The sequence below is a fragment of the Shewanella sp. UCD-FRSSP16_17 genome (assembly GCF_001675935.1).
GTDB classification, from domain to species: domain Bacteria; phylum Pseudomonadota; class Gammaproteobacteria; order Enterobacterales; family Shewanellaceae; genus Shewanella; species Shewanella japonica.
The window spans coordinates 341,904-364,995 of the sequence record NZ_LZFV01000024.1; the positions used below are offsets into that span (position 1 = coordinate 341,904).

14 protein-coding genes are annotated in these 23,092 nt (G+C 42.2%); 11 read left to right on the forward strand and 3 right to left on the reverse strand.

Going from position 1 to position 23,092, the window contains the following annotated elements; genetic code table 11:
* Nucleotides 1-22: 22 nt before the first annotated feature.
* From A9267_RS13030 to A9267_RS13070, 9 genes are all read left to right on the forward strand, one after another.
* Nucleotides 23-2,266, forward strand: coding sequence for a putative bifunctional diguanylate cyclase/phosphodiesterase (locus A9267_RS13030; protein ID WP_082972362.1), 2,244 nt, complete (start codon nucleotides 23-25; stop codon nucleotides 2,264-2,266).
* 147 nt (nucleotides 2,267-2,413) lie between these two features.
* The gene (gene hrpB / locus A9267_RS13035; RefSeq protein WP_065109460.1) at nucleotides 2,414-5,002 is read left to right on the forward strand and encodes an ATP-dependent helicase HrpB; all 2,589 of its coding nucleotides are present in this window, start codon (nucleotides 2,414-2,416) and stop codon (nucleotides 5,000-5,002) included.
* 31 nt (nucleotides 5,003-5,033) lie between these two features.
* Complete coding sequence (mrcB, locus tag A9267_RS13040) at nucleotides 5,034-7,415, forward strand: penicillin-binding protein 1B (protein ID WP_065109461.1); 2,382 nt, start codon at nucleotides 5,034-5,036, stop codon at nucleotides 7,413-7,415.
* A 306-nt stretch (nucleotides 7,416-7,721) separates the two neighbouring features.
* The gene (locus tag A9267_RS13045) at nucleotides 7,722-9,473 is read left to right on the forward strand and encodes a DUF4856 domain-containing protein (RefSeq protein ID WP_197495534.1); all 1,752 of its coding nucleotides are present in this window, start codon (nucleotides 7,722-7,724) and stop codon (nucleotides 9,471-9,473) included.
* Between the two features lie 87 nt (nucleotides 9,474-9,560).
* Complete coding sequence (locus A9267_RS13050) at nucleotides 9,561-10,799, forward strand: imelysin family protein (RefSeq protein WP_065109463.1); 1,239 nt, start codon at nucleotides 9,561-9,563, stop codon at nucleotides 10,797-10,799.
* Nucleotides 10,799-13,024, forward strand: coding sequence for a TonB-dependent receptor family protein (locus A9267_RS13055; RefSeq protein ID WP_231919113.1), 2,226 nt, complete (start codon nucleotides 10,799-10,801; stop codon nucleotides 13,022-13,024). Before A9267_RS13050 ends, A9267_RS13055 begins: the two co-directional genes overlap by 1 nt.
* Nucleotides 13,025-13,121: 97 nt before the next feature.
* The gene (locus A9267_RS13060) at nucleotides 13,122-14,102 is read left to right on the forward strand and encodes a sterol desaturase family protein (RefSeq protein ID WP_065109464.1); all 981 of its coding nucleotides are present in this window, start codon (nucleotides 13,122-13,124) and stop codon (nucleotides 14,100-14,102) included.
* A gap of 139 nt (nucleotides 14,103-14,241) precedes the next feature.
* The gene (locus A9267_RS13065) at nucleotides 14,242-14,940 is read left to right on the forward strand and encodes a DUF3581 domain-containing protein (protein ID WP_055024916.1); all 699 of its coding nucleotides are present in this window, start codon (nucleotides 14,242-14,244) and stop codon (nucleotides 14,938-14,940) included.
* Between the two features lie 241 nt (nucleotides 14,941-15,181).
* The gene (locus A9267_RS13070) at nucleotides 15,182-15,568 is read left to right on the forward strand and encodes an RNA polymerase subunit sigma (RefSeq protein ID WP_065109465.1); all 387 of its coding nucleotides are present in this window, start codon (nucleotides 15,182-15,184) and stop codon (nucleotides 15,566-15,568) included.
* A gap of 111 nt (nucleotides 15,569-15,679) precedes the next feature.
* On the opposite strand, the gene A9267_RS13075 is transcribed toward A9267_RS13070, so the two are convergent.
* Both A9267_RS13075 and A9267_RS13080 read right to left on the reverse strand, forming a co-directional pair.
* Entirely contained in the window at nucleotides 15,680-16,312 is a 633-nt protein-coding gene (locus A9267_RS13075) for an MliC family protein (protein ID WP_197495535.1), read from the reverse strand.
* Nucleotides 16,313-16,419: 107 nt separating this feature from the next.
* The gene (locus A9267_RS13080; protein ID WP_055024913.1) at nucleotides 16,420-16,620 is read right to left on the reverse strand and encodes a hypothetical protein; all 201 of its coding nucleotides are present in this window, start codon (nucleotides 16,618-16,620) and stop codon (nucleotides 16,420-16,422) included.
* Between the two features lie 235 nt (nucleotides 16,621-16,855).
* On the opposite strand from A9267_RS13080, the gene A9267_RS13085 reads away from it, so the two are divergent.
* Together A9267_RS13085 and chrA are read left to right on the forward strand one after the other, a co-directional pair.
* Nucleotides 16,856-17,308 carry a MarR family winged helix-turn-helix transcriptional regulator gene (locus tag A9267_RS13085; protein WP_055024912.1) on the forward strand — a complete coding sequence of 151 codons (453 nt, stop codon included), beginning with the start codon at nucleotides 16,856-16,858 and terminating at the stop codon, nucleotides 17,306-17,308.
* A gap of 200 nt (nucleotides 17,309-17,508) precedes the next feature.
* Nucleotides 17,509-18,663, forward strand: a complete 1,155-nt coding sequence (chrA, locus tag A9267_RS13090) for a chromate efflux transporter (protein ID WP_065109466.1) — start codon at nucleotides 17,509-17,511, stop codon at nucleotides 18,661-18,663.
* 66 nt (nucleotides 18,664-18,729) lie between these two features.
* On the opposite strand, the gene fdhF is transcribed toward chrA, so the two are convergent.
* Nucleotides 18,730-23,010, reverse strand: coding sequence for a formate dehydrogenase subunit alpha (gene fdhF, locus A9267_RS13095; RefSeq protein WP_065109467.1), 4,281 nt, complete (start codon nucleotides 23,008-23,010; stop codon nucleotides 18,730-18,732).
* Between the last annotated feature and the right edge of the window lie 82 nt (nucleotides 23,011-23,092).

The following is a 23,092-nucleotide window of genomic DNA, read 5'->3' on the forward strand; positions in this document are numbered from 1 at the left end:
CCAAATATTAATGAGTCGCATAATGGTTGATAGCGAATTTAAATCGGTATGGGTCAGTGAACAGTCATCTGAATTAAGTCGCTTTTTATCATCAGAGAAAGTCACAGCAGAAGTTGAGCTATTAACGCAGAAACTAGGCTGTGACGGCGTAGTGATCGTACTGTCTCAAATATCAGAACACATCACCAGTGACTGTGTTGTGCAAGCCAATGCTTTAAAAGTGTATGACTCTGATGCGCAAACAGCAGAGTTACTCGGTTTATCACTCGCTTCTTATCCTGACTTGTGTGAGCAACTCTTATTGAATAACCATAGTGGGTTATTTCCTCATTGTGACCAAGCTGAACATGATGATTTACATTTTTCAGCGCCGTTAGTGGATGGACTCAATCAATTTTGTCACTCTTTAGCTAAACCGATAAGACTATTGATTAATCATGTGGCGCAAATCGGTCATACTCGGCTATGTCTCACCCCTTATCAACACCAAGCTAATTGGTCGGTAAACGCTACTGGTGGAGATGATTGCCAGTTTTATCTCACTAATGAATTTGCGCTAAAGCTTTGCTCACATGCAGAGCTCACTCGAGTATCAGAATTACTGCAAAACAAAGAAATACAATACCTTGAGTTATTCCAACAATTACCTGTAGCGTGTGCGCTGATTGGTACTGACAATAATGTCAGTAATCAAAATCATGTTGCCAGTCAAAGCCTGCCTTTTACCATAGGCAAAAGTCTATTTTCTGTGATTAATTCAGATGATCATTTATTGCTTGAGGATTGTTTACACATCGTTAGAGAAGGCGCACTACACCAATCTTGGTGTGAACTGCCCTTGATCGTTTCAGGTGTTAAGCACTGGTATAAAATGAGTTTTTGTCGTGCTCTTGATATTGAGCATCGACTACTCATGATGGTTGAAGATATTTCTGAGCGATATCGTTTAGCAGATGAACTGTCATTTCAATCAAATTATGACCCGCTAACAGGCTTACCTAATCGGGTGCAGTTTGAGGCGATGCTCGAAGAAACCATAAATGAGAAAGATAGGTTACCTGCTTGTGTTGCGTTTTTAGATCTGGACCAATTCCAAGTCATTAACGATGTCAGTGGACATCAAGCGGGTGATGAATTGCTTTGTCAGGTATCCAAGCGCTTGAGTCTTCTGCTTCGTACTGGGGATATTGTGGCCCGTTTAGGCGGCGATGAGTTTGGTATTTTAATGTATCACTCCGATAAAGCCTCAGCAGAGCAAGTGGCGAGCCGGATTTGTCAGCAACTCTCAGAGCATGAATTCACATGGGGGGAGATCACTCATAACGTCAGTATGAGTATGGGCATGTCCGAGCTTAACTCCCGCTCAGAAGATATTTATAGCGTCATGAGTCAAGCGGATGCCGCTTGTCGGATTGCGAAAGAAGATGGCCGAAATCGCTGGCACTTTTACAGTAAAAATGATCCGCAAATGCACCAGCTTTATAATCAAATGCTAGCGTCTGTGGATATTATCTCGGCATTAGCGCTTAACCAGTTTGAGTTATTTTTCCAATTGATAGAGCCGCTGTCTTCTAAAGATACTGGCATTCATATGGAAATTTTACTGCGGATGGTTCAAGAAGATGGCCGCTATGTTTCTCCTGGAGTATTTTTACCTGCAGCTGAGCGTTATAACCTCGCATCTCGTATCGATCGTTGGGTTATCGACAACTTGTTGAAGTGGGGCTCAAGGCATATGGAGACCTGGGACGACCTTAAGATGGTTTCACTGAATTTATCTGCAGTGTCTTTATCAGATAGTAAATTCATGAGCTGGCTTGAAATGCGCTTAATGGTTGAACCTGAATTAGTTGATAAGTTATGTTTTGAAATCACTGAAACCGCCGCAGTTAGCCAACTTGAACAAGCCACAGCCTTGATTGATTTGTTAAAACCGCTTGGTTGTAAACTTGCCTTGGATGATTTTGGTTCAGGTTTCTCAAGCTTTGCTTATTTGAAGTGCCTTGATGTAGATTACGTCAAAATTGATGGTCAATTTGTTGTGAATGTATGTGATGATCGCAGTGACAAAGCCATTGTGTCTGCTATTTGCCAGCTAGGTAAAGACATGGATTTTGAAGTGATTGGCGAGTTTGTTGAAAATCAAAACATCGGACTTTTATTGCGTGAATTAGGTGTAGATTATGCTCAAGGTTACGCGATTGGTAAGCCGACACGATTAATGGAACTAGATTCTGGGCTAAGACAACCTTGGCTGATCGACTGAATATAGGCCCAGCGAAGCTGCGAAAACTTATCATATCAACCCTTTCTTTGTCATATGGCGCAGACATAACACAATCCTTGTTGAGATAGCATCAACAAGCGATTGTGAGTAAACTGACTTCAGTTTTTTCTTGTGTAAGTTATTTTTTTGAGCCAATTACCTATTCAAGCCTTGTTCGAGCCACTGCAACAAGCGCTATCAACACATCGTCAAATTATTCTTGAAGCCCCTACTGGAGCGGGTAAGTCAACGGCATTGCCCTTGGCTATGCTCAGTTGGCCAAGTATTAACGGCAAAATATTGATGCTTGAACCAAGGCGAGTCGCCGCTCGGAGTGTGGCACATTTTATTGCTCAATCATTAGGTGAGAAAGTAGGTGATAGCGTTGGTTATCGTGTTCGAGGTGACACTAAGGTTAGTCGTCATACGCGCTTAGAAATAGTCACCGAAGGTATACTCACTCGTATGATCCAGCAAGATCCAGAGCTCAATGGAATTGATGTGATCATATTCGACGAAATTCATGAACGCCACTTACCTACTGACCTTGGTTTAGCACTTACTCTAGAAGTACAAGATTCCTTAAGGGATGACTTAACCCTTATCGCAATGTCGGCGACGTTAGCTGGCTTGCCGCTTCAGCAGCTTATGCCTGAGGCGACACTATTGGTTAGTGAAGGGCGCAGCTTTGATGTTGAACAGGTTTATCGACCAGTGACTCGGCAACAACCATGGCTAGAACACATGGCAAATGTGATTGCAGAATCTGTAAAAAACAACTCATCACATGTGCCGCAGCAATATCAAATGGGCTCTATCCTCGCCTTTTTACCCGGTAAGGGGGAGATCAATAAACTGCAGCGTTTATTAAGTCAAAAGGTTGATACACAGGTATTTCTTCTATGCCCTCTTTACGGTGATCTGACGCCAGCTGAGCAAGATAACGCAATTGCTGGTGCGCCGAAAGGCAAACGTAAAATTGTGCTGGCAACCAACGTGGCCGAATCCAGTTTAACTATTGATGGAATAACCCTTGTTGTCGATAGTGGCTATAAGCGAGAAGCAAGCTTTAATCCTCGTACTGGCGTGAGCCGACTATCTCTTAAACGCATTAGCCAAGCTTCTGCTATCCAACGTGCAGGTCGTGCTGGACGACTTGCTCCAGGTTGTTGTGTGCGTTTATGGGCGCAAGAAGAACAAAGCCGTTTATCTAAAGCAGAAGCGCCTGAAATCAGTGTCAGTGAATTAACCACCATGGCATTAGAATGTGCTTATTGGGGGGAAAGCAATATTGAAAACTTACCACTGCTTACTGCGCCGCCCGCAATCCATCAACAAAAAGCGTGGCAGTTATTAACGCAACTTGAGCTTGTGGATGCTAATCATAAAATTTCGCCACATGGCAAAGCGGCTTATGAGTTAGGCTGCCATCCTCGGTTAGCACATATGCTATTGCAATCGACTGTATTGGCTAAGACGCAAAAGCAATCGGAATTAGTGTCGCTGGCGTGTTTATTAGCTGCGGTGTTAGAAGCGCGCGGGCTACCGAAAAAAGGCGTCGATATTAGCCAGTATCTACCACTAGCTACGCAAGGTTTGATGGCGGCACAAGTTAACAAATGGCAAGCGTCATTATCAGTTTCCTCAGACATTAAACAACTTGCTCGTGATGCTGCAAGTCGTGATATCAGCACATTACTGGCTTTGGCATACCCAGATAGAATTGCTCAAGCTCGTGGTAAGCAAGGATTTAGGCTTAGTAACGGTACTGGGGTAACGATTGATATTGAAGATAATATGTCGACCCATGAATGGCTTGTTGTGGCCGACTTTCAAGAATCTCAAGGGCGCAATGCTGGGCGGGTATATTTAGCTGCTGCGATAAACCCCGAGCACCTTAAACACGACTTAGGTTTGCTTATATCCGAACATAAAGTTTGTGAATGGGACGAAGCAAAAGGACGGTTTTTTGCTGAAAAGCAGCAGAAAATTGGTGAACTTATTGTGAGTCGCTCGCTTGAGTCTAACGTTGATTCAGATTTAATTGTCCAAGCGCTAATCAGCCACATTCAATCTAAAGGGTTAAGTATTCTTAACCTTGATGAGAGGTTTTATCAGTTACAATGCCGAGTAAAACTTGCGCAGTTATATGCACCAGAGTATGACTGGCCATCGTTAGAAAGTGCTGATTTATTAGCGACATTATCTGAATGGTTAGCACCGTATTTAGTCGATGTTAATTCGATTGCTAAATTACAAAAACTGGATATATTGAGCCAAGTTAAAAACTTATTAACTTGGTCTCAGCAGCAAACCTTAAATGAATTACTGCCGACTCATTGGAAAATGGCGACTGGAACATCAGCGCCCATTCATTATCAAATTGACGAAGCGAGTGATAAAGACTGCGAAGATATCGATCAAGCGTCAGATGAAGTACTAGAAAGTCATTCGGTTCGTGGCCGTGCTTTATTACGGGTAAGGTTGCAAGAGGCATTAGGTTTATCACAAAGTCCATTACTGCTTCATGGTAAGCTGGTGGTTACCATGGAGTTATTATCACCTGCGCAGCGTCCAATAGCGTTGACTGCAGATTTAGCCAGTTTTTGGCAAGGGCCTTATGTTGAAGTAAAGAAAGAAATGCGAGGCCGATACCCTCGTCATTTATGGCCAGATGACCCAGCCAACACGACAGCAACCAAATTTACTAAAAAGAAAACGCCAGGCTTAAAGTAATAGCCAAGGACGAAATAGAATTACGCAAATTATGACTGACAGAATAAAAAAGCCAACGGCAAAAAAAGACTCGTCTAAAAAGGCTCCAGCTAAAAAGGCACCTGCTAAAAAATCATCGTCCAAGAAATCTGGCGTAAAACGAGTCAATCCCAAAAAAAATAGTCGCTCGAAATGGAAAACGCTTTGGTCATTTACGTGGAAACTGGGTTTAATCGGTTTAGTTATCGTTAGCTCTTACGGTATTTATCTCGATCAAATCATTGCCCGAAAATTTGAAGGTCAGAAATGGCATTTACCAGCCCAAGTATTTAGTCGCTCAATGGCGATTTATCCAGGCGCTGCCATTAGCCATCCGCAATTATTGTCAGAGCTTAAATTACTGGGATATCGTAAAGTCGCTAACCCAAGGCAAGTCGGTGAGTTTTCTGCATCAAGCAGCAAAATAGAATTATGGCGTCGACCGTTTTTACATCCCGAAGGCGATCAAGTTGCTCAGCGAGTGATGATTTCATTCGATAGCCAAGGTGTGTCATCGGTGCAGCGTATGTCAGACAAACGCCAAATGGCCGTATTTCATTTAGAGCCTGTATTGTTAGATAGAATTTTAGCTTCAGGTGGTGAAGATAGATTATTTGTGCCAACAGAAGAGATGCCGCAAGCCATTGTAGATGCACTGATCCTAGTAGAAGATCGCAGTTTTTATGAACATCATGGCGTTAACCCATTTGCCATAGCTCGTGCTGCTATCGTTAATATTACCGCGGGGCGCACCGTTCAAGGTGGCTCAACGCTAACCCAGCAATTGGCGAAAAACTTCTTCTTAACCAGTGAGCGCTCGATTGTACGTAAGATCCGTGAAGCGTTAATGGCGATCATTATTGATTTTCGCTACAGCAAAGATGAAATCCTCGAAGCTTATTTAAATGAAGTTTATATGGGGCAGGACAAATCTCGTGGCGTACATGGTATGGGATTAGCTTCGCAGTTTTATTTTGGTCGCCCGATTGCAGAGCTCACTGTTTCACAGCAAGCATTTTTGATCGCAGCAATTAAAGGGCCTTCATATTACAACCCATGGCGCTCACCAGAGCGTGCGCAAAATCGACGTGACTTGGTACTTCGTCTACTGATGGAAGACGACAAGTTAAATGTTGAACAATACAAAGCCGCAGTTGAATCACCTCTAGGCTTGCGTGACTTTAATAAATCGGTACATCAAAAGTTACCAGCCTTTTTTGCCGTGGTTAAAAATGAACTACGCAGTCGATATGGCGATAGTTTATTACAACAGTCAGGTGTGAAGGTCTACACCACGTTAGATCCTATGGCACAAGATGCAGCTGAAAAAGCCGTAGTTTCTACCATGAAAACGCTGGATGAAAGAGCGAAAAATGTGCAAGTGGGCATGGTCGTTACAGATAAGTACACGAATGGGATTGCCGCTATGGTAGGTGACAGAGTACCTAGCTTTGATGGCTTTAATCGTGCTGTTGAAATCCGCAGGCCCATTGGCTCGTTAGTTAAACCCTTTGTGTATGCCACAGCATTACAACAAGGTCACAAATATAACTTAGCATCTCCAGTGGCAGATAAACCGATTACCTTACAAAACGGTCAGGGTAAGACGTGGTCACCACAAAATGTCGATAAAGTGTTCAGAGACGAAGTGCCATTACTAACAGCCTTTAAAAACTCGATGAATGTCCCGACGGTGAACGTCGGGATTGAAATTGGCGTGGATAACGTAGCTAAAACCATGAGCAGTGCAGGCTGGAGTGAGACGATCCCTCGCTATCCTTCAATGCTATTAGGGGCTATTAATGGCTCTCCATATATGGTTGCCCAAGTTTATCAAACCATTGCCAATAACGGTCGTTATCGACCATTAAGTTCGATTACTGCAGTGTTAGATACGAATAACCAGCCATTAAAAGTGAGCCGTGAAAGCGCAACACAAGGACTAGAACCCGCGACTGACTTTTTAGTCCAATATGCGATGAATCAGGTGGTAAAAAATGGTACCGCAAAACGATTAGGCCAAGCGTTTCCTAATGTGGATTTAGCGGGCAAAACGGGTACCAGTAACGATAGTCGAGATTCTTGGTTTGCAGGCTTTGATGAGCGAAATGTCGCTGCCATTTGGGTGGGGCAGGATGATAATTCAAAAACGGGATTATATGGCTCAAGTGGTGCCATGGCCGTCTATCAAGCGTTCTTAAAGCAGCGTCCACCTTTGGGCTTACGTATGACGCCCGTTAATGGCGTTACTCAAGGTTACTTTGATAGAAGTACAGGTGTCGCTAAGCAAGCTGACTGCGATAATGTGGTAGCACTACCAGCGAGAGTTGATAGTTATAACCCAGTAGATAATTGCGGTGATGAACGTTCTTGGTGGCAAAAGATTATTAATTAATAACAATTCAGTACATTAAATAGCCTATATAGATAGTGCTACATCGATTTTACTAGAAGGGCTACTCACTTTGAGCAGCCCTTTTTGTTTGGTTTTAATTTATAGGGTGGAATTTATATAGTTTATTTTCAAAGGCTTAGTTTAATTTTTGGTGCGTATGGATAAAGTTTAGCCAAGCATAAATTAGCAATGATTAAAAAAATATTGCGAATAAGATGAATTATCATTTGCATTTATGTATCATTCAATCGATAAGTCATTAACATTTTAGTTTCACAATTACAGTTTTTGTATCAAGGGAAATTTATGCAACTTAATAAAACAGTATTAGCGACAACTATCGCACTTTCATTAGGCTTACTTACAGCTTGTGGTGGTTCAGACTCTTCTGATAGCTCTGGTACTACAGAACCCACTAATTCTGCACCAACTGATATCTCTCTTTCTGATTCAACTGTTGATGAAAACACTGCTGGCGCGACAGTAGGTGCTTTGTCTGCAACTGATAGTGATGCTGGTGATTCTCATACTTTCTCATTGACCAGTGACCAGTTTGTTATTGATGGCACAACACTAAAATTAGCTGACGGTGTTGTGTTAGATGCCGATGCTGCAGAATCAACAGAATTTACTTTAGCCATTACAGCAACGGATGGCGATGGTGCAACGTTTACCAAAGACGTGACTGTAACGGTTAATGACATCATGGATCGCTACGTATTTGACAGTAAGTTAAATGATGGCGAGTCAAGTGTGACCTATACTGGCCAAAATGCTCGTCACATTTTAATTGCTGAATTAAATCAATACATCTCTTCTACATTAGAAGCTGAAATCGACAGCAACGAATTAACAACGAAAGATGAAGTACTGGCTAAGTTGAATTACTTCTACAACCCTGATGAAGATACTCAGTACCCTGATATTGCGATTACCTTTATTGATAACTCAAAAGATGGGCTTATCTCTGAGCTAACAGGATACAAAAACCTTACTGATAAAGTGGCTGGTAATGATGCTACTGGTCAACATGAAGACTGGAATAACGGTGCATTTGCAGGTTGGGGCGCGAAAGGTTCTACAACACCTTCAGCACTTATCGATATGTTATTTGATCGTTTAGCTGATAATGCAGTTGCTAAAATTAACGGTGAAGTACGTCAAGACGTTCGTGGTAATGACATCTCGAAAGTATATATTGATGAAAACGGTGTTGATTTAGCACAATTAATTCAAAAATTCTTATTAATGTCTATTACTTACTCTCAATCAGCAGATGATTACTTTGGTGTTGATACTGAAGGTAAGGGCTTAACGACTGACAACATTAACCCTGCTAAAGATGGTGCTGCTTACACTAACCTTGAGCATCAATTTGATGAAGGTTTTGGCTATTTTGGTGCAGCGCGTAACTACCTTGAATACAGCGATGTAGAAATTGCCGGTAAGGTGACAGAAGATGAAGGTCGTGCGGACTGGAATGGCTCACATGATACCGACAGTGACGGCAAAATTGATTTACGTTCAGAGTACAACTTTGGCCAATCTGTCAATGCAGCAAAGCGTGATTTAGGTACTGCTGATAATGCAATGCCAACGGATTACACCATGCAAGCAATGGAAGCATTTATTGCTGGTCGTAAAATCATCAATGATAACGTGGGCAGTGCTTTAACTGAGGCTCAAATGACTGAGCTTGAAACCTATGCAATGGCGGGCGTGAAAGCGTGGGAAAATGCAATCGTTGCGACAGTTATTCATTACATCAATGATGTGTCTGCTGATTTGGCACCACTAGCAACTGGCGGTGACAGTGCTGATTTCAACTACGAAAATCTAGCGAAGCATTACTCAGAAATGAAAGGTTTTGCATTAGGTTTACAGTTCAGTGAATACGCAGTCATCAGTGATGAAGACTTCGAAACTGTTCATGAATTATTCGCAACACAGCCAGAATTAACGGGTGATGTTGATGGGTATATCGAAGACTTAACCGAAGCGCGTGATATTTTACAAGCTAGCTATGAGCTTGATGCAGATAACGTTGCTAACTGGTAAATCCTATTGTKATATGACCTCACATTAGTAAAAAGCTTGGTGTTGAAAAACACCGAGCTTTTGTCGTTTTTAGAGTAAGGGAATTTTATGAAACAACCGCATTCATTATCCATGTTATTTCTCGCAATGAGTGCCACTTTTTTAGTGGGTTGTAACGAGAGTACCAGCAGTGAAGCTGGCGCTGATTACGGTAATAACGGAGATACCTCTTCAGATTTTGACCAAGCCGCATTAATTAGCAATATTGTCGATGGTGTTATTACGCCGACCTTCCAGCAGTTTGCAGCTAAAAGTTTAACTCAAGCCAATGATATCGCCGCATTATGTCAAGCAGAAGCTGGTTTACAACAAGGTAGCATTGACAATGCTGCACTCACTTCAGCAACAGAAACAGCAGCACAAAGCTGGCGCACGACCATGAATCAATGGCAGCGTGTTGAAATGATGCAAATTGGCCCATTATTAAATGATGATGGCGCATTAAGAAACAAGATCTATTCTTGGCCTGTAATGAGTCGCTGTGGGGTTGATTTAGATGTTGTTTCGTTTGAGAACAACGATATCAACGGTACTCCATACGACATCACAACACGTACTCCAGCACGTAAAGGCATGGTGGCATTAGAGTATTTATTATTTAATCCAAGCCTTGAGCATAGCTGCACAGGTAGTGTGACTCCAGAAGGATGGGATAATCGTACCGATGAGTCACGTCGTCTTGCTCGTTGTGAGTTTGCCGCCGAAGTTGCAAAAGATATTAACAACAATGCCAATCAACTTGTTACCGAGTGGTCTGGTGAAAATGGTTATGCTGCAACATTAAAATCAGCGGGAGAGGCTGGAAGTAGTTTTGCTACCGTACATGAAGCGGTTAACAAACTCAGTGATGCATTGTTTTATATCGACAGTGTCACTAAAGATGGCAAGCTTGCCACTCCGCTAGGGTATTTTGCTAATACCTGTGGTACCAGTGTTTGTCCTGAAGATGTTGAATCTCCTCTAGCTGCTCACTCAATTGATAATATCGCCAGTAACTTAATTGCTTTAAAAGCCTTGTATGAAGGCGATCAAGGTATTGGCTTCGATGATTACCTCGTTGATGAAAATGATGCAACAACAGCAGCATTGATTACCCAAAGTATTGATGCGGCCATTGCCAATGCGCAAGCCTATGAGCAAAGCTTAGCGGCAACGTTAACTGATAATGAACAACAAGTCGTTGAAACTCACGCAGATGTCAAAGCAGTTACAGATACGTTGAAATCTGATTTTATTAACACCTTGGCTTTAGAATTACCGCAAACATCAGCAGGAGACAATGACTAATGAATCGTTTATTGATGACTAAAAAATTAGCGTTAGTGTTAGCCATTCAATCTTCTTTGCTAAGTTACAGTGCCATTGCTGCCGAAGATGATGAAACAGCTAAAAGCAATGATAGCTACATGGAGCAAATGCAAATCATCGGTCGTGATCAGAGTTTAAATAAAACGACGGGCTCTGCGACATTGATTGATGAGCTGGCACTTGAACAATTTAAGTTTGATGATATTAACCGCGTGTTATACAGCGTACCTGGCGTGAATATTCGTGAAGAAGACGGTTATGGTTTACGACCAAACATCGGTTTTCGTGGTGCAACCCCTGAACGTAGTAAAAAGATTAATATCATGGAAGATGGGGTACTTATTGGCCCTGCGCCGTACTCTGCTGCATCGGCATATTACTTCCCAATGACGTCTAAGATGACTTCTATTGAAGTGTTTAAAGGCCCCGCAGCCATTAAATATGGCCCTAATACCGTAGCGGGTTCGTTAAACATGGTAACCCGTGCTGTACCGCAAAGCTCTGAAGGCTTAGTTGATGTATCTGTGGGGAGTGATGGGTTAGCAAAAGCTCATGCTTACTATGGTGACACCATTGATAATTTTGGTTTTTTAATTGAAGGCGTGCACATGCAGGCTGATGGTTTTAAAGAGCTTGATGGTGGCGGTGAGACAGGCTTTGAAAAAAATGACCTGATGGCAAAGCTGCGCTATGACCTTGATGGTGAAACAGTAAATCAAGTCTTTGAATTAAAACTTGCCTATGCAAATGAAACCTCAGATGAAACCTACTTAGGCTTAAGTGATGACGATTTTGCGGCTAACCCTAATCGTCGTTATGTGGCTAGCCAACTCGATAATATGGATTGGACTCACACCCAATTTCAATTCAACCACTATGTTACGAATGATCACTTTGAATTAACCACTCGTGTGTATCGAAATGATTTTGAACGTGCATGGTATAAGGTCAATGGATTTAAAGGTGGCCTAGTTAATCGAAGCTTGCAAGAGATCTTAGCCGACCCAGATAAAGATGAGACGAACCAACGCTTTTATCAAATATTAACAGGGCAACAAGACAGTGTCGCTGAATATGAGAAAATGACCTTGGGTAACAATGATAGAACCTACTTTACCCAAGGTATCCAGTCTGATTTAAATTGGAATATGGATTTACTCGGTTATAACAATCATTTTGAAGTTGGTGCACGTTTCCATCAAGATCAAATTGAGCGCGATCACACCACTGATGATTATTTTATGCAAAATGCGCAGTTGGTTTCAGATGGTGTGGCGACTAAAGCGTCTACAACCGATCGCGAAAGCACAGATGCTATTTCGATATATCTACAAGACACCATTAGTATCAATGCACTCGATATTACTGCCGGTGTTCGTGGAGAGTTTATTGATGCTGAATATCAAAATCGTGCACCAGGTGCCGAGCAAGATTATTTGAAAAAAGAAACCAGCATCTGGCTGCCAAGTTTAAGTTTATTCTACGCTTTATCTGATGAAGCCGGTTTATTGTTTGGAGTACATGAAGGTTTCTTACCAACAAGCCCTAAGCAAGACCCTTCTATTGAAACGGAAAGTAGCGTCAACTATGAGCTAGGTGGTCGCTATAATGATGGAAACTTTAACTTAGAGCTTATTGGCTTTTTCAACGACATTAGTAACCTTAAAGAAGGTTGTCAGTTCTCAAGCTGTGGCAGCGATGTTGATACTGAGTTCAATGGTGGCGAAGTTGATGTGATTGGTCTTGAGCTAACCTCGGGTTATGACTTTACGTTAACTGATAACTTAGATTTTCCTGTATCAGTGTCATACACCTATACAGAGTCAGAGTTTAAAACGAGTTTTGAATCGGGTTTTGATATGTGGGGCGACATTGAAGCGGGTGATGAGCTTCCTTATTTACCTGAAAACCAAATATCAGTTAACTTAGGTTTAGTAAGTAACCAATGGGACGTAAATATGATAGTACGTTACATTGGTGAAATGCTTGAAGCATCGGGTGACGGTGTGGTGCTATCAGGCAGTAAAACGGAAGCATTAACTGTGGTAGATATGTCAGCGAGTTATAATTTTAATGAGTATGGCTTAGTCTACGTTAAAGCTGATAATGTATTTGATACACAAGAAATTGTCAGTCGCAGACCTTATGGCGCAAGACCGAGCAAGCCACAACAATTTCAAATTGGTTACCAGTATCGTTTTTAATTAAGATGCGATAACGCATTGCTCACTGTGATGATGTGGATGAGGCTTTATAATCCTCATTGCAGTGAGCAATAAAGGCTGGCAAATAGAGGTTAGCATGCCTGTAGTAGAGTTTTTTTCGAGTAATATTGGTGAATTGTTGTCATATCCTTTAGATGCAAATAAACGTATCTTTGGGCTTTATATAGTGGGAGCGATACTACTAGCGCTACCAGTATATTGGCGCTTGCATACTGATAAATCGTTAAAAAGCTTTGGCAAATTTTTACTACCCGCTGAAATTTACTTATCCCGCTCCGCAAAACACGACTACCTCTTGTTAGTATGCAACAAGCTGTTAAAAGCGGTGTTGTTTGCGCCATTGTTATTTACTATGGTGCCTGTAGCGCTTGGACTCAGTGATATCTTAGAGAAGCTATTTGGCTCAATCCAACCTCTTACCGAAAACCTCACCATCGTGATTGCAGTATTTACTGTATTGTTATTTATTCTTGATGATCTTACTCGGTTTATTTTGCATCTGGTGTTACATAAAGTACCGTTTTTATGGGAGTTTCATAAAGTTCATCACTCAGCATCTGTCATGACACCATTCACTATTTATCGAAGTCACCCAGTGGAAAGCTACTTGTATGCTTGTCGTATGGCACTCACGCAAGGGATCGCGGTTGGGATCGGTTATTATCTGTTTGGTCCAAATTTGAAAATGTTTGATGTGTTAGGTGCTAATGTGTTTGTATTTTTATTCAATGTATTTGGCTCAAACCTTCGTCATAGCCATGTTTGGCTATCATGGGGAGATAAGCTTGAGAATTGGTTTATCAGCCCTGCACAACATCAAGTGCATCACAGTATTGCCAAAGAGCATAGAGACACTAATTTAGGTTCAGCATTAGCAATATGGGATCGGGCTTATGGTAGTTTGATTAAGGCATCAAACGTAAGTGAGCTAAAAATTGGCGTAACAGGAAATCCTGGGCACGACACGTTAATGGGGATATATCTGAACCCATTTAAGTATTCATTTCGACACTTTAGTAAGTATTTTTCCTTTAAAAACTCGCCCAAGTTAAAATAAATTAATTTTTTCAGCAGCTTATGCTTGTTATAGTCATCGGCTGAGTGTTTTGGTGTTTTTCTAGTACACTCTATGCCACAAAAAGCCCAACTCACCGAGAGAGGGATTTCTTTCACATAATAATAATGAATGGATGTATATGTTTTTGTCACCTTATTATGCCAAGCAAGACCAAAGTGTTTTTATTTCAGCGCAACAAGCCAGTGACTTCGCAAAGCTGGTAGCTGAAGATTTTAATCCTATCCACAACGTCGGCGCAAAACGCTTTTGTGTGCCAGGCGATTTGTTGTTTGCCTTGGTATTAACTGAATTTGGCTTAAGTCAAAATATGCAATTTAAATTTGCAGGTATGGTCGGTGATGGTGTTGAACTCACACTAGATAAGCAAGCTGGGGAGCAATTTAGTATTTGCGATACTAAAGGTAAAGAATACCTTCACATTGAACGTCAGGGTGACGTTTGTCAGTGTGATACGCAAACTGCTGCGTTTATTAAAAGCTATGTGGCTTTTTCTGGTCTCAACTTCATCCATGTATTAGTGCCTATGATGAAAGAATACGGCATGATGATAAATCCAAATAGACCATTAGTGATTTATGAAAGCATGTCTTTTCAATTAGACACCTTTGAATTTAGTGAAATGAGCTTAGAGCTGGTAGAGCAGCATATGGAAATCACCGGCAAACGTGGAGATGTGACGTTGCAGTTTGCACTAAAGAGCGAAGGCAAGGTTATTGGTTCGGGTATTAAAACCCTTGTTTTGAGCGGCCTGCGCGAATATGACGAAGAGCAGGCTAAGCAAATGTGCCATACCTATGAAAGCAGTAAACTGAATTAAGTCAGCATGATGTAGATAATAAAAAGCAGCGATTATCGCTGCTTTTTTGTGTGAGCTCCATAATAATTAACGCCAATATCAATAAAACCAATAAGTCGATTAAACAGTATTATTCCATTCGTGAAACACGATATTCCGTTTTTACACTAATATTTAGCTAGGATAGTTATTATTACTTGTATTGCGCAGCCTTGTCGTTATTGCAATGCAGATTGACCCTTTCAATTTTTGAGGCATCCCAATGAGAAAACTATTATTACTTTCACTCAGTTTTTTTGCTTTTTCAGCAAGTGCAAACATTATCTATGATAAAACTGGCGTAGATGATAAAGATTTTATTTATGACGAACATCAATGCATTGAAATGTCTCAGCAAGTACAGAAAAATGATAGCTCAAGAGGCGTAATCAGTAGCGCTGCTAAAGGTGCTGCAGTGGGCGCTGCAGGGACTGCCATCGCTGGTGGTAGTGGTTCTGACGGCGCTAAAATTGGTGCAGGTATCGGTGTCGCATCAGGTTTACTTGGTGGCTCACGTGATAGACGTGCAAACGAAGCAAATTACGAAGCTGAAAAAGAAACAGTCATTCGTAACTGTATGGCTAATCGTGGATATACAATACTGAACTAATACAGGTTCAATAGCGCTCAGTTAACCTGAATTGAAACCATGTCTAATGACATGGTTTTTTTATGTGCTAATGTCATTGAAAATATGAGATGCCTGAGACTGGTAACGACATTACTCGTGAGTGATACAGTTGAGATCAGCTTGCTCAAACTGACTGAAAATGGCTTCCCCTTGATGAGTCCAAAAACTAAAATTTTGTCCTTGGTATTTGGCACCTGATGCGGTGCGAGTTAACAAAGCAAAATTGGTCGTTTTAAGGTATTGGCTCTTGGGGGAAACCGTCAGCATCGCTGCTGGTATTGCGGTGTCATTATAAAAATAAGCGGTAATTTTGGTAAGATTGCCATTGGCCGTTTCGCCACATAGATATTGAATTGGCTCAGGTATTTCAAACTCGCCAGCAGCAATTTGTAGCTCTGTGAGTCGAGACTCATAAGAATCTTGCACGCATGACTTTATATTCTCTGCTTTCCAACAATCGTTACGGCCTTTAATCCAACCTCGCTGAAAGGCTTTTAACTGAGATAATTCATCATTACTGGTTTGAGATTTAAGTTTGGTAAACATCTCGTTAATTTCAACATCTAAACTGGCTAAGTGACTATCTTGGCAGATGAGTTCTTCAACTTGGCCTTGAGCTTGTTGGCAATCAAATGATGGCATGACAGGCTCTTCAGCTAGAGTTAACTGAGATGGGAGTAATAATAAAAGGCAAATGATCGAAGCTGAAATCTGAATACGCATAATGATAAACATCCTGTTTTATAAGGTCGTATAAATCAAATCATAGCGTATTCAGTTTAAATATGAAGCGTTTTTAGCCGTTGTTCAACGTTGGCTGAACTATCGAATTAAGCTTTTGTGCTAATAATATGACCGCTATTACCTACTGGCTGTGGTGCTGATTGCTGTGGTAATGCAGCTTCAATTAGCTGTAAAGCCATTTGGCCTTCAACTTTTTGCTGATCTTTTGCCATTACGGCGACTTTTAAACTAGTACCAGAATCAATATTTGTAGGCATTGCTGATGGTGAATTAATAGATAAAGACATAGTTTCTCACTTTATTGACGTTACGGCTTAACATACGACGTTGATACCCTTACTCGGTATCGGTGATATGTCATTATCGGCTTCTCTTTAGCAAACTTTAATTATTTGAGATAAAAGTTCTTCAAACTAAACGGCCTATTAAGCGATTAACTTGTGCGCAATTAAAGTGTGGTAAGATGGGCCAAAATATAGTTAATCATAGTGTTATATTGCCAAAAAACATGGAGCATTTGCCATGAGTAAAGTACCTGCAACCGAAACCCTAGATCCATTAGCACTTGAAAACCAAGTCTGTTTTGCAATGTATAGTGCCACCAATGCGTTAATTCGTGCTTATAGACCGCTACTTGATGAACTTTCACTGACCTACCCGCAATACCTTGTAATGATGGTGCTTTGGAAAGAGTCTGGCATTAGCGTAAAAATTCTAGGCGAAAAGCTACATTTAGATTCAGGCACATTAACCCCGTTATTAAAACGACTTGAAACCAAGGGGTTGGTTATCCGTGATCGTAATAAAGATGATGAGCGAGTTAGAGTGTTGCACCTTACTGGGGACGGCAAAGCTTTGCAGCAGAAGGCCAAAAAAATACCAGAATTAATGCGTTGTAAGGTCGGCGGTGATAGTGAAGAGTTACGTGAACTAAAGCGCTTGAGTGAAAAGGCTTTAACGCATTTACAGGGATAAACTAATTTTACAGCTTGTCATAAAAGTTAAATTAAACTGTCATATACTCAAAAGTTAACATACCCATCAATTTCAACATTGGGTTGAGCACTATTGATGTGAGCACTATTGGTTGAGTCAATCGGTTTGAGTGGAATCGGTTTGAGTACAATCGATTTAAGTTCAATCCTTATATAAATGGAATTGGAAGTCGTTTGATTATGTGGCAAATTTTTACTCGCTTTTTGGCATTAGGCTTTATTAGTTTTGGTGGGCCTGCTGCGCACATTGGTTATTTCAGACAAACCTTTGTGAACGAACTAAACTGGCTTGATGATAAACGTTATGGCAGTTTGGTTGCATTAAGCCAATTCATGCCAGGCCCAGGCTCTAGTCAAGTTGGCTTTGCCATTGGGTATCACCGTGGCGGTTTAATGGGCGCAATTGCTGCGTTTGTTGGTTTTACCTTACCTTCATTTTTCTTGCTGTTCTTATTAGCAGTGACCAGTGCTCACTGGCTTGAAACCACAGCGGTATCGGGCGCTATACATGGATTAAAGTTGCTCGCTGTTGTCGTCGTTGCTGATGCCACATTGGCGATGTTTGGTCAATTTTGTCAACGTAAAACCGCACGGGTATTAATGGTTGCAACCGCAGCAAGTATAATGTTGTTTCCATCTTTACTGACCCAAATAGTTGTTTTGTTACTTGCTGCAATTGTTGGCTTTGTCGTACTGACAAAAGGGGAAAATATTACCCCAGAAAATACGCCAATAACCTTGAATTATGGCTGGCTTGCGGTATTTATCCTAGGTTTGCTCAGTAGTTTTTATTTGATTAATCAAACCGGCACATTAGGTCAAGTTTTTGCTCAGTTTTATCAAGTGGGTAGTTTAGTTTTTGGTGGCGGTCACGTGGTACTGCCGCTGCTTGAAGCTAATGTTGGTGAGTTGGTAGATTCAGATCGATTCTTAACGGGTTATGCGTTAGCGCAAGCTGTGCCTGGTCCAATGTTTACCCTTGCCACATTTTTAGGGGCTGATTTGTGGCTGGAGCAACCGATTTTAGGGGCGATTGTCGCAACGCTTGCGATTTTTATTCCGGGCTTTTTATTAATGCTGGTGGGATTAAAAAGCTGGCATGCTATCAGTGAACGCCCAGCTATATCAGGTGCGATTGCTGGCGTTAACGCTGCGGTAGTCGGACTGTTACTCGCTGCATTGTATAGTCCCGTGTTTACTTCAGCGGTTATTGAACCGATTGATATGGCACTTGTGTTAATCGGTTTTGCGGTGCTTAAAATTGCCAAGCCTAACATCGTATTTTTGGTATTGGGCTTTGCCGCGACAGGTGCTTTAATCAGTCTGGTAAATTAAACCGTTAAGCATACAAAAGGCAGCGATTACGCTGCCTTTTTTGTTTATCTGAAGTGATATCGAGGGTTAAGCTAATGCGGGGTCAGCTTGATTGCTGCTCACTTTCTGGCTGAGAACAGGTTTGGAAACACGCTCCGCTTTTACCGCGCACACCTTGAACTCTGGGATTTTGGCCACAGGGTCAATGGCATTGATGGTGAGTTTATTTGCCGCAGACTCAGCAAAATGGAACGGCAAAAATAACACGCCAGCTTGAGCTCGTTTGGTTACAAAGGCGTTGATTTCAATTTCACCTCGACGAGTTGATAGTTTCAAGGTATCACCATTTTTTACGCCCAATTGCTCTGCATCAAACACCGATATCATGACTCTTGGTGAGCCCAGCTTATCCAAGCCTTGGGTTTTACGGCTCAAAGTGCCCGTATGGAATTGTTCCAACAAGCGACCTGTAGATAACACTAATGGGTATTCATCATCAACTGGCTCAGCAGGACTTCGGTGTTCAACCGCAGTAAATAAGCCTTTGCCTTTTATTGGTCCATGTTGATGTAATACCGCAGTGCCCGAGTCTTGCTCATTGACACATGGCCATTGAATACCTTTGCTAGGTTTGCCTTGTGCATCATTGTCGAGCCTGTCCCAAGTGATGCCTTGATATTGCGGCGTCACTAGGTTTATCTCATTAGTAATGGCTTGCTCATTAGCATAATCCCAATTAGCCCCCATTTTGTTGGCAATAGCGTGAACTATTTTCCAGTCTTGCTTAGCAAGACCGGGTGGTGGGAGCACGGGTTGCAACCGCTGCACACGGCGCTCTGTATTGGTGAAGTGGCCGAGCTTTTCAGCAAACGATGCAGCTGGTAACACGATATCGGCCATTTTAGCTGTTTCTGTCAAAAAGATATCTTGCACAACAAGAAGCGGTATTTTCTCTAGTGCAGCTAACACATGAGCTTGATCGGGATCGCTAAGTACAGGGTTTTCACCCATCACGTAAAGCGCATCGACTTTATTTTCAGTGATTGCATGCATCACCTCTGTCGCTGTGAGTCCCACATTTGGCGATAAAGAAGTATCCCAATACTGCTCAAATTTCGCTTGAGCGTCTGGATTGTCGACCTTTTGATAGCCAGTGTAGTACTGAGGGAGTGCGCCCATATCGCAAGCACCTTGCACATTACTTTGGCCACGCAGTGGGTTAATCCCCGCGCCAGATTGACCTAAGTTACCGCATAGCATTTGCAGATTGGAAATTGCAGTGACATTGTCATGGCCAGAAGTATGTTGCGTAATGCCCATTGCATAGTAAATCGCAGTCTTTTTAGCAGTGCCGATCAACCTTGCCATCTGGGCAATTTTTTCTGCATTAATACCACAGACTTTAGCGGCACTTTCTAACGAGTATTTAGGTTGCATTACCGTATGGATAACTGCGTCAAAGCCATCGGTATGCTCGGCAATATAATCTTTATCATGCCAATCATTGCGGATGATTTCGGCCATAATGGCATTGATTAAGGCAACATCGGTTCCAGGCTTTTGCGCCACATAGAGTTCGGCTTCGTCTGCAATAGATACGTGTTTAGGATCGGCGACCATCAAGCGTGCACCGTGATGACGGATCGCTTGTTTGATTTTAGATGCAATGATTGGGTGAGCATTACAAGTATCTGAGCCTAAAATAAAGATCAAATCTGAATCTTTAATTCCTGGGATATCGCCTGTCATCGCGCCACTACCTAAACTTTGCTGCAGCGCTGATACGGTACTGGCATGACATAGGCGGGCGCAGTGATCAATATTGTTGGTACCGAGCACACTACGAACGAACTTTTGCAGCAAATAGTTATCTTCGTTGGTGGCTTTAGCAGAAGCTAAGGTGGCAATCGCATCACCGCCTTTATTAGCTTTTACCTGAGCGAATTTATCTGCAATGGTGTATATGGCTTCATCCCAGCTGCAAGGAATTAGTTCGCCATTTTTACGAATAAGCGGCGTGGTAAGACGTTGCTCACTTTGAATAAAGTCATAACCAAAACGACCTTTAACGCACAACATACCTTCGTTTACGTCTGAATCATTGCTGCCTTCTACATGGCATATTCTACCTGTGGATAGTGATACGCTGACGTTAATTCGACAACCGACACCGCAGTAAGTACATATGGTTGATGTGGTGTTAAGTTGTTCCTGACTACCTTGACGCTTATCACGTGCATCAACCAATGCTCCAGTTGGGCAAACTTGCACGCAGTTACCACATTGAACGCAATCACTGTCTGCCATCGTTGCTTTAAAGCCCACTCGAGGGGCTTGACGAGTGCGTTCTGTTTCAGCGATGACATCAGTGGGCAGCGCTTGAAAGCTGTCTTTTTCAAATCGAATGGCATGATGGCCACTTTGCCGACCACACACATCGACGCATTTGCCGCAGCTGATGCAGCGGTTGGCATCAAACTGAATAAACGGGCTGGTCTTATCGACGGCAAACTGCTGCATTTGTGTGGTATCGAGTGCTTTAGCATCCACATGATATTCAGTGGCGTAGTCTCGCAGTTTACAATCAGTGTTAGCCTGACAAGCACACTCTAAACAGCGAGCCGCTTCTTTCATCGCCTCACTATGTTCAAAACCTTGTTCCACTTCATTAAAGTTAAGTTGGCGTTCAATGGCTGTGAGTTCAGCCATTTTATAACGAGCCTCAGGCTTGGTACTCGGGTAAAGGTCTGCACCAAGTCCTGTACTTAGTGACGCTGTTTTTGGGGCTTTAGTGGCATTAAATTGTTGTGGCGTTAGCTCACAGCTCAAACCTTGATTGAGCAGTTTATCAATGGCAACAGCTGCTTTGCGGCCATCACCAATCGCAGCAACAGCGGTGGCAGGACCTGTGCGTGAATCACCAATCACAAACAATTTATCAACCCCTGCAGACATGGTGTGCTCGCAGCCTATAAAGGTATTCCAGCGACTTAAGGCAATTTCACCACTGGTTAAGTAACTGTCAGGGTGTTCTAAAAAGCTCATATCTGGGGTTTGTGATACGGCAGCAATGACAGTATCAAAGGCTTCAATAAAGGTTTCGCCAGTTGCTTTAGGTGAACGCCTGCCAGATGAGTCTGGTTCACCTAATGCCATTTTAGCTAAATTAATTGCTGTGACATGACCATTTTCATCGCTGATGTTTTCAACGGGGTTAGTCAGAAAGTGAAACTTAACGCCTTCAACTTCCGCCTCGTGGATTTCATAAGGCTCAGCTGGCATGGCATCACGAGTACGACGATAGATAATAGTGACATCATGGCCAGCGCGTACTGCGGTGCGAGCACAGTCAATGGCCGTGTTACCACCACCAATGACAGCGACTTTTTTACCAATGACAAAACGCTTATCGGTGCAATAATCACGTAGGTAATCAACGCCTAAGTAACAGCCTGTTAAGTCGCTACCGGGATAATTCATTGGCACGGCTTTTTGTGCGCCAATGGCTAAACAAACCGCATCATACTCATCGGTTAGCTGCTTTAAGTGTACATCCTCGCCAAGGCGGGTTTGAGTTTGGATCTCAAGACCATTTTCAGTCAGTAAGGCAATTTCTTTATCAAGGATTGCTTTAGGTAAGCGGTATTCAGGAATGCCGTAACGCAGCCAACCGCCAGCTTGCGGCATTGATTCAATAATGCGGACTTCATGGCCTTGATTTGCTAAAAAATAGCCTGCGCTTAATCCAGCAGGACCACTGCCAATGATGGCGACTTTCTTACCGGTATCTGGTTGACGTTCAATTTGATAACTGTGCTCATCAGCTAAATCTAAATCTGCCGCGTGGCGCTTTAATTGGCGAATCGCTACGGGCTCATCAACTAAGCCACGGCGGCACTCAGCCTCACAAAATGCTGGGCAAACTCGGCCGATAGATAACGGCAGTGGTAAGGTTTGTTTAATTATTTTTACCGCTTCAGTGTGATTACCTTGGGCGATATGAAATAAGTAACTTTGAATATCCACACCTGCAGGGCAAGCTTGCTGGCAGGGCGCTTCACAGTCAGCAAAATGATCAGACAAAATATGGGTTAATGCATCACGGCGAAGTTCACTTAATTCTGCGCTCTGGGTGGTGACGTGCATATTGTCGGTAACTTGGGTCTTACAAGCCTTAGCTTTGCGGCAACTACCGTCATTATTGTTGATATCGACTAGACACAAATTGCAGTCTTGTTTGTGCGCAGAGTGTGGCGAGGTTGAGTCACACAAACTCGGAATAAGGATGCCTGCTTCCTGTGCAGCTTGGAGAAGATTCCTTCCACTATTAACCGACAATGATTTGCCGTCTATGTTGAGTGTAATCATCTTGTAGGCCTTGTTTGATTCTTTGTTGGCTTTACATGCCTTTTATTAGTTCTACAAAATATACCGATTTTTATTAGATCTA

Excerpts from the sequence above, each read along its gene's own strand:
- A9267_RS13030 (WP_082972362.1), top strand. The coding sequence starts at position 23 with ATGGTTGATAGCGAATTTAAATCGGTATGGGTCAGTGAACAGTCATCT.
- mrcB (WP_065109461.1), top strand. The coding sequence starts at position 5,034 with ATGACTGACAGAATAAAAAAGCCAACGGCAAAAAAAGACTCGTCTAAA.
- A9267_RS13045 (WP_197495534.1), top strand. The coding sequence starts at position 7,722 with ATGCAACTTAATAAAACAGTATTAGCGACAACTATCGCACTTTCATTA.
- A9267_RS13050 (WP_065109463.1), top strand. The coding sequence starts at position 9,561 with ATGAAACAACCGCATTCATTATCCATGTTATTTCTCGCAATGAGTGCC.
- A9267_RS13055 (WP_231919113.1), top strand. The coding sequence starts at position 10,799 with ATGAATCGTTTATTGATGACTAAAAAATTAGCGTTAGTGTTAGCCATT.
- A9267_RS13060 (WP_065109464.1), top strand. The coding sequence starts at position 13,122 with ATGCCTGTAGTAGAGTTTTTTTCGAGTAATATTGGTGAATTGTTGTCA.
- A9267_RS13065 (WP_055024916.1), top strand. The coding sequence starts at position 14,242 with ATGTTTTTGTCACCTTATTATGCCAAGCAAGACCAAAGTGTTTTTATT.
- A9267_RS13070 (WP_065109465.1), top strand. The coding sequence starts at position 15,182 with ATGAGAAAACTATTATTACTTTCACTCAGTTTTTTTGCTTTTTCAGCA.
- A9267_RS13075 (WP_197495535.1), bottom strand. The coding sequence starts at position 16,312 with ATGCGTATTCAGATTTCAGCTTCGATCATTTGCCTTTTATTATTACTC.
- A9267_RS13080 (WP_055024913.1), bottom strand. The coding sequence starts at position 16,620 with ATGTCTTTATCTATTAATTCACCATCAGCAATGCCTACAAATATTGAT.
- A9267_RS13085 (WP_055024912.1), top strand. The coding sequence starts at position 16,856 with ATGAGTAAAGTACCTGCAACCGAAACCCTAGATCCATTAGCACTTGAA.
- chrA (WP_065109466.1), top strand. The coding sequence starts at position 17,509 with ATGTGGCAAATTTTTACTCGCTTTTTGGCATTAGGCTTTATTAGTTTT.
- fdhF (WP_065109467.1), bottom strand. The coding sequence starts at position 23,010 with ATGATTACACTCAACATAGACGGCAAATCATTGTCGGTTAATAGTGGA.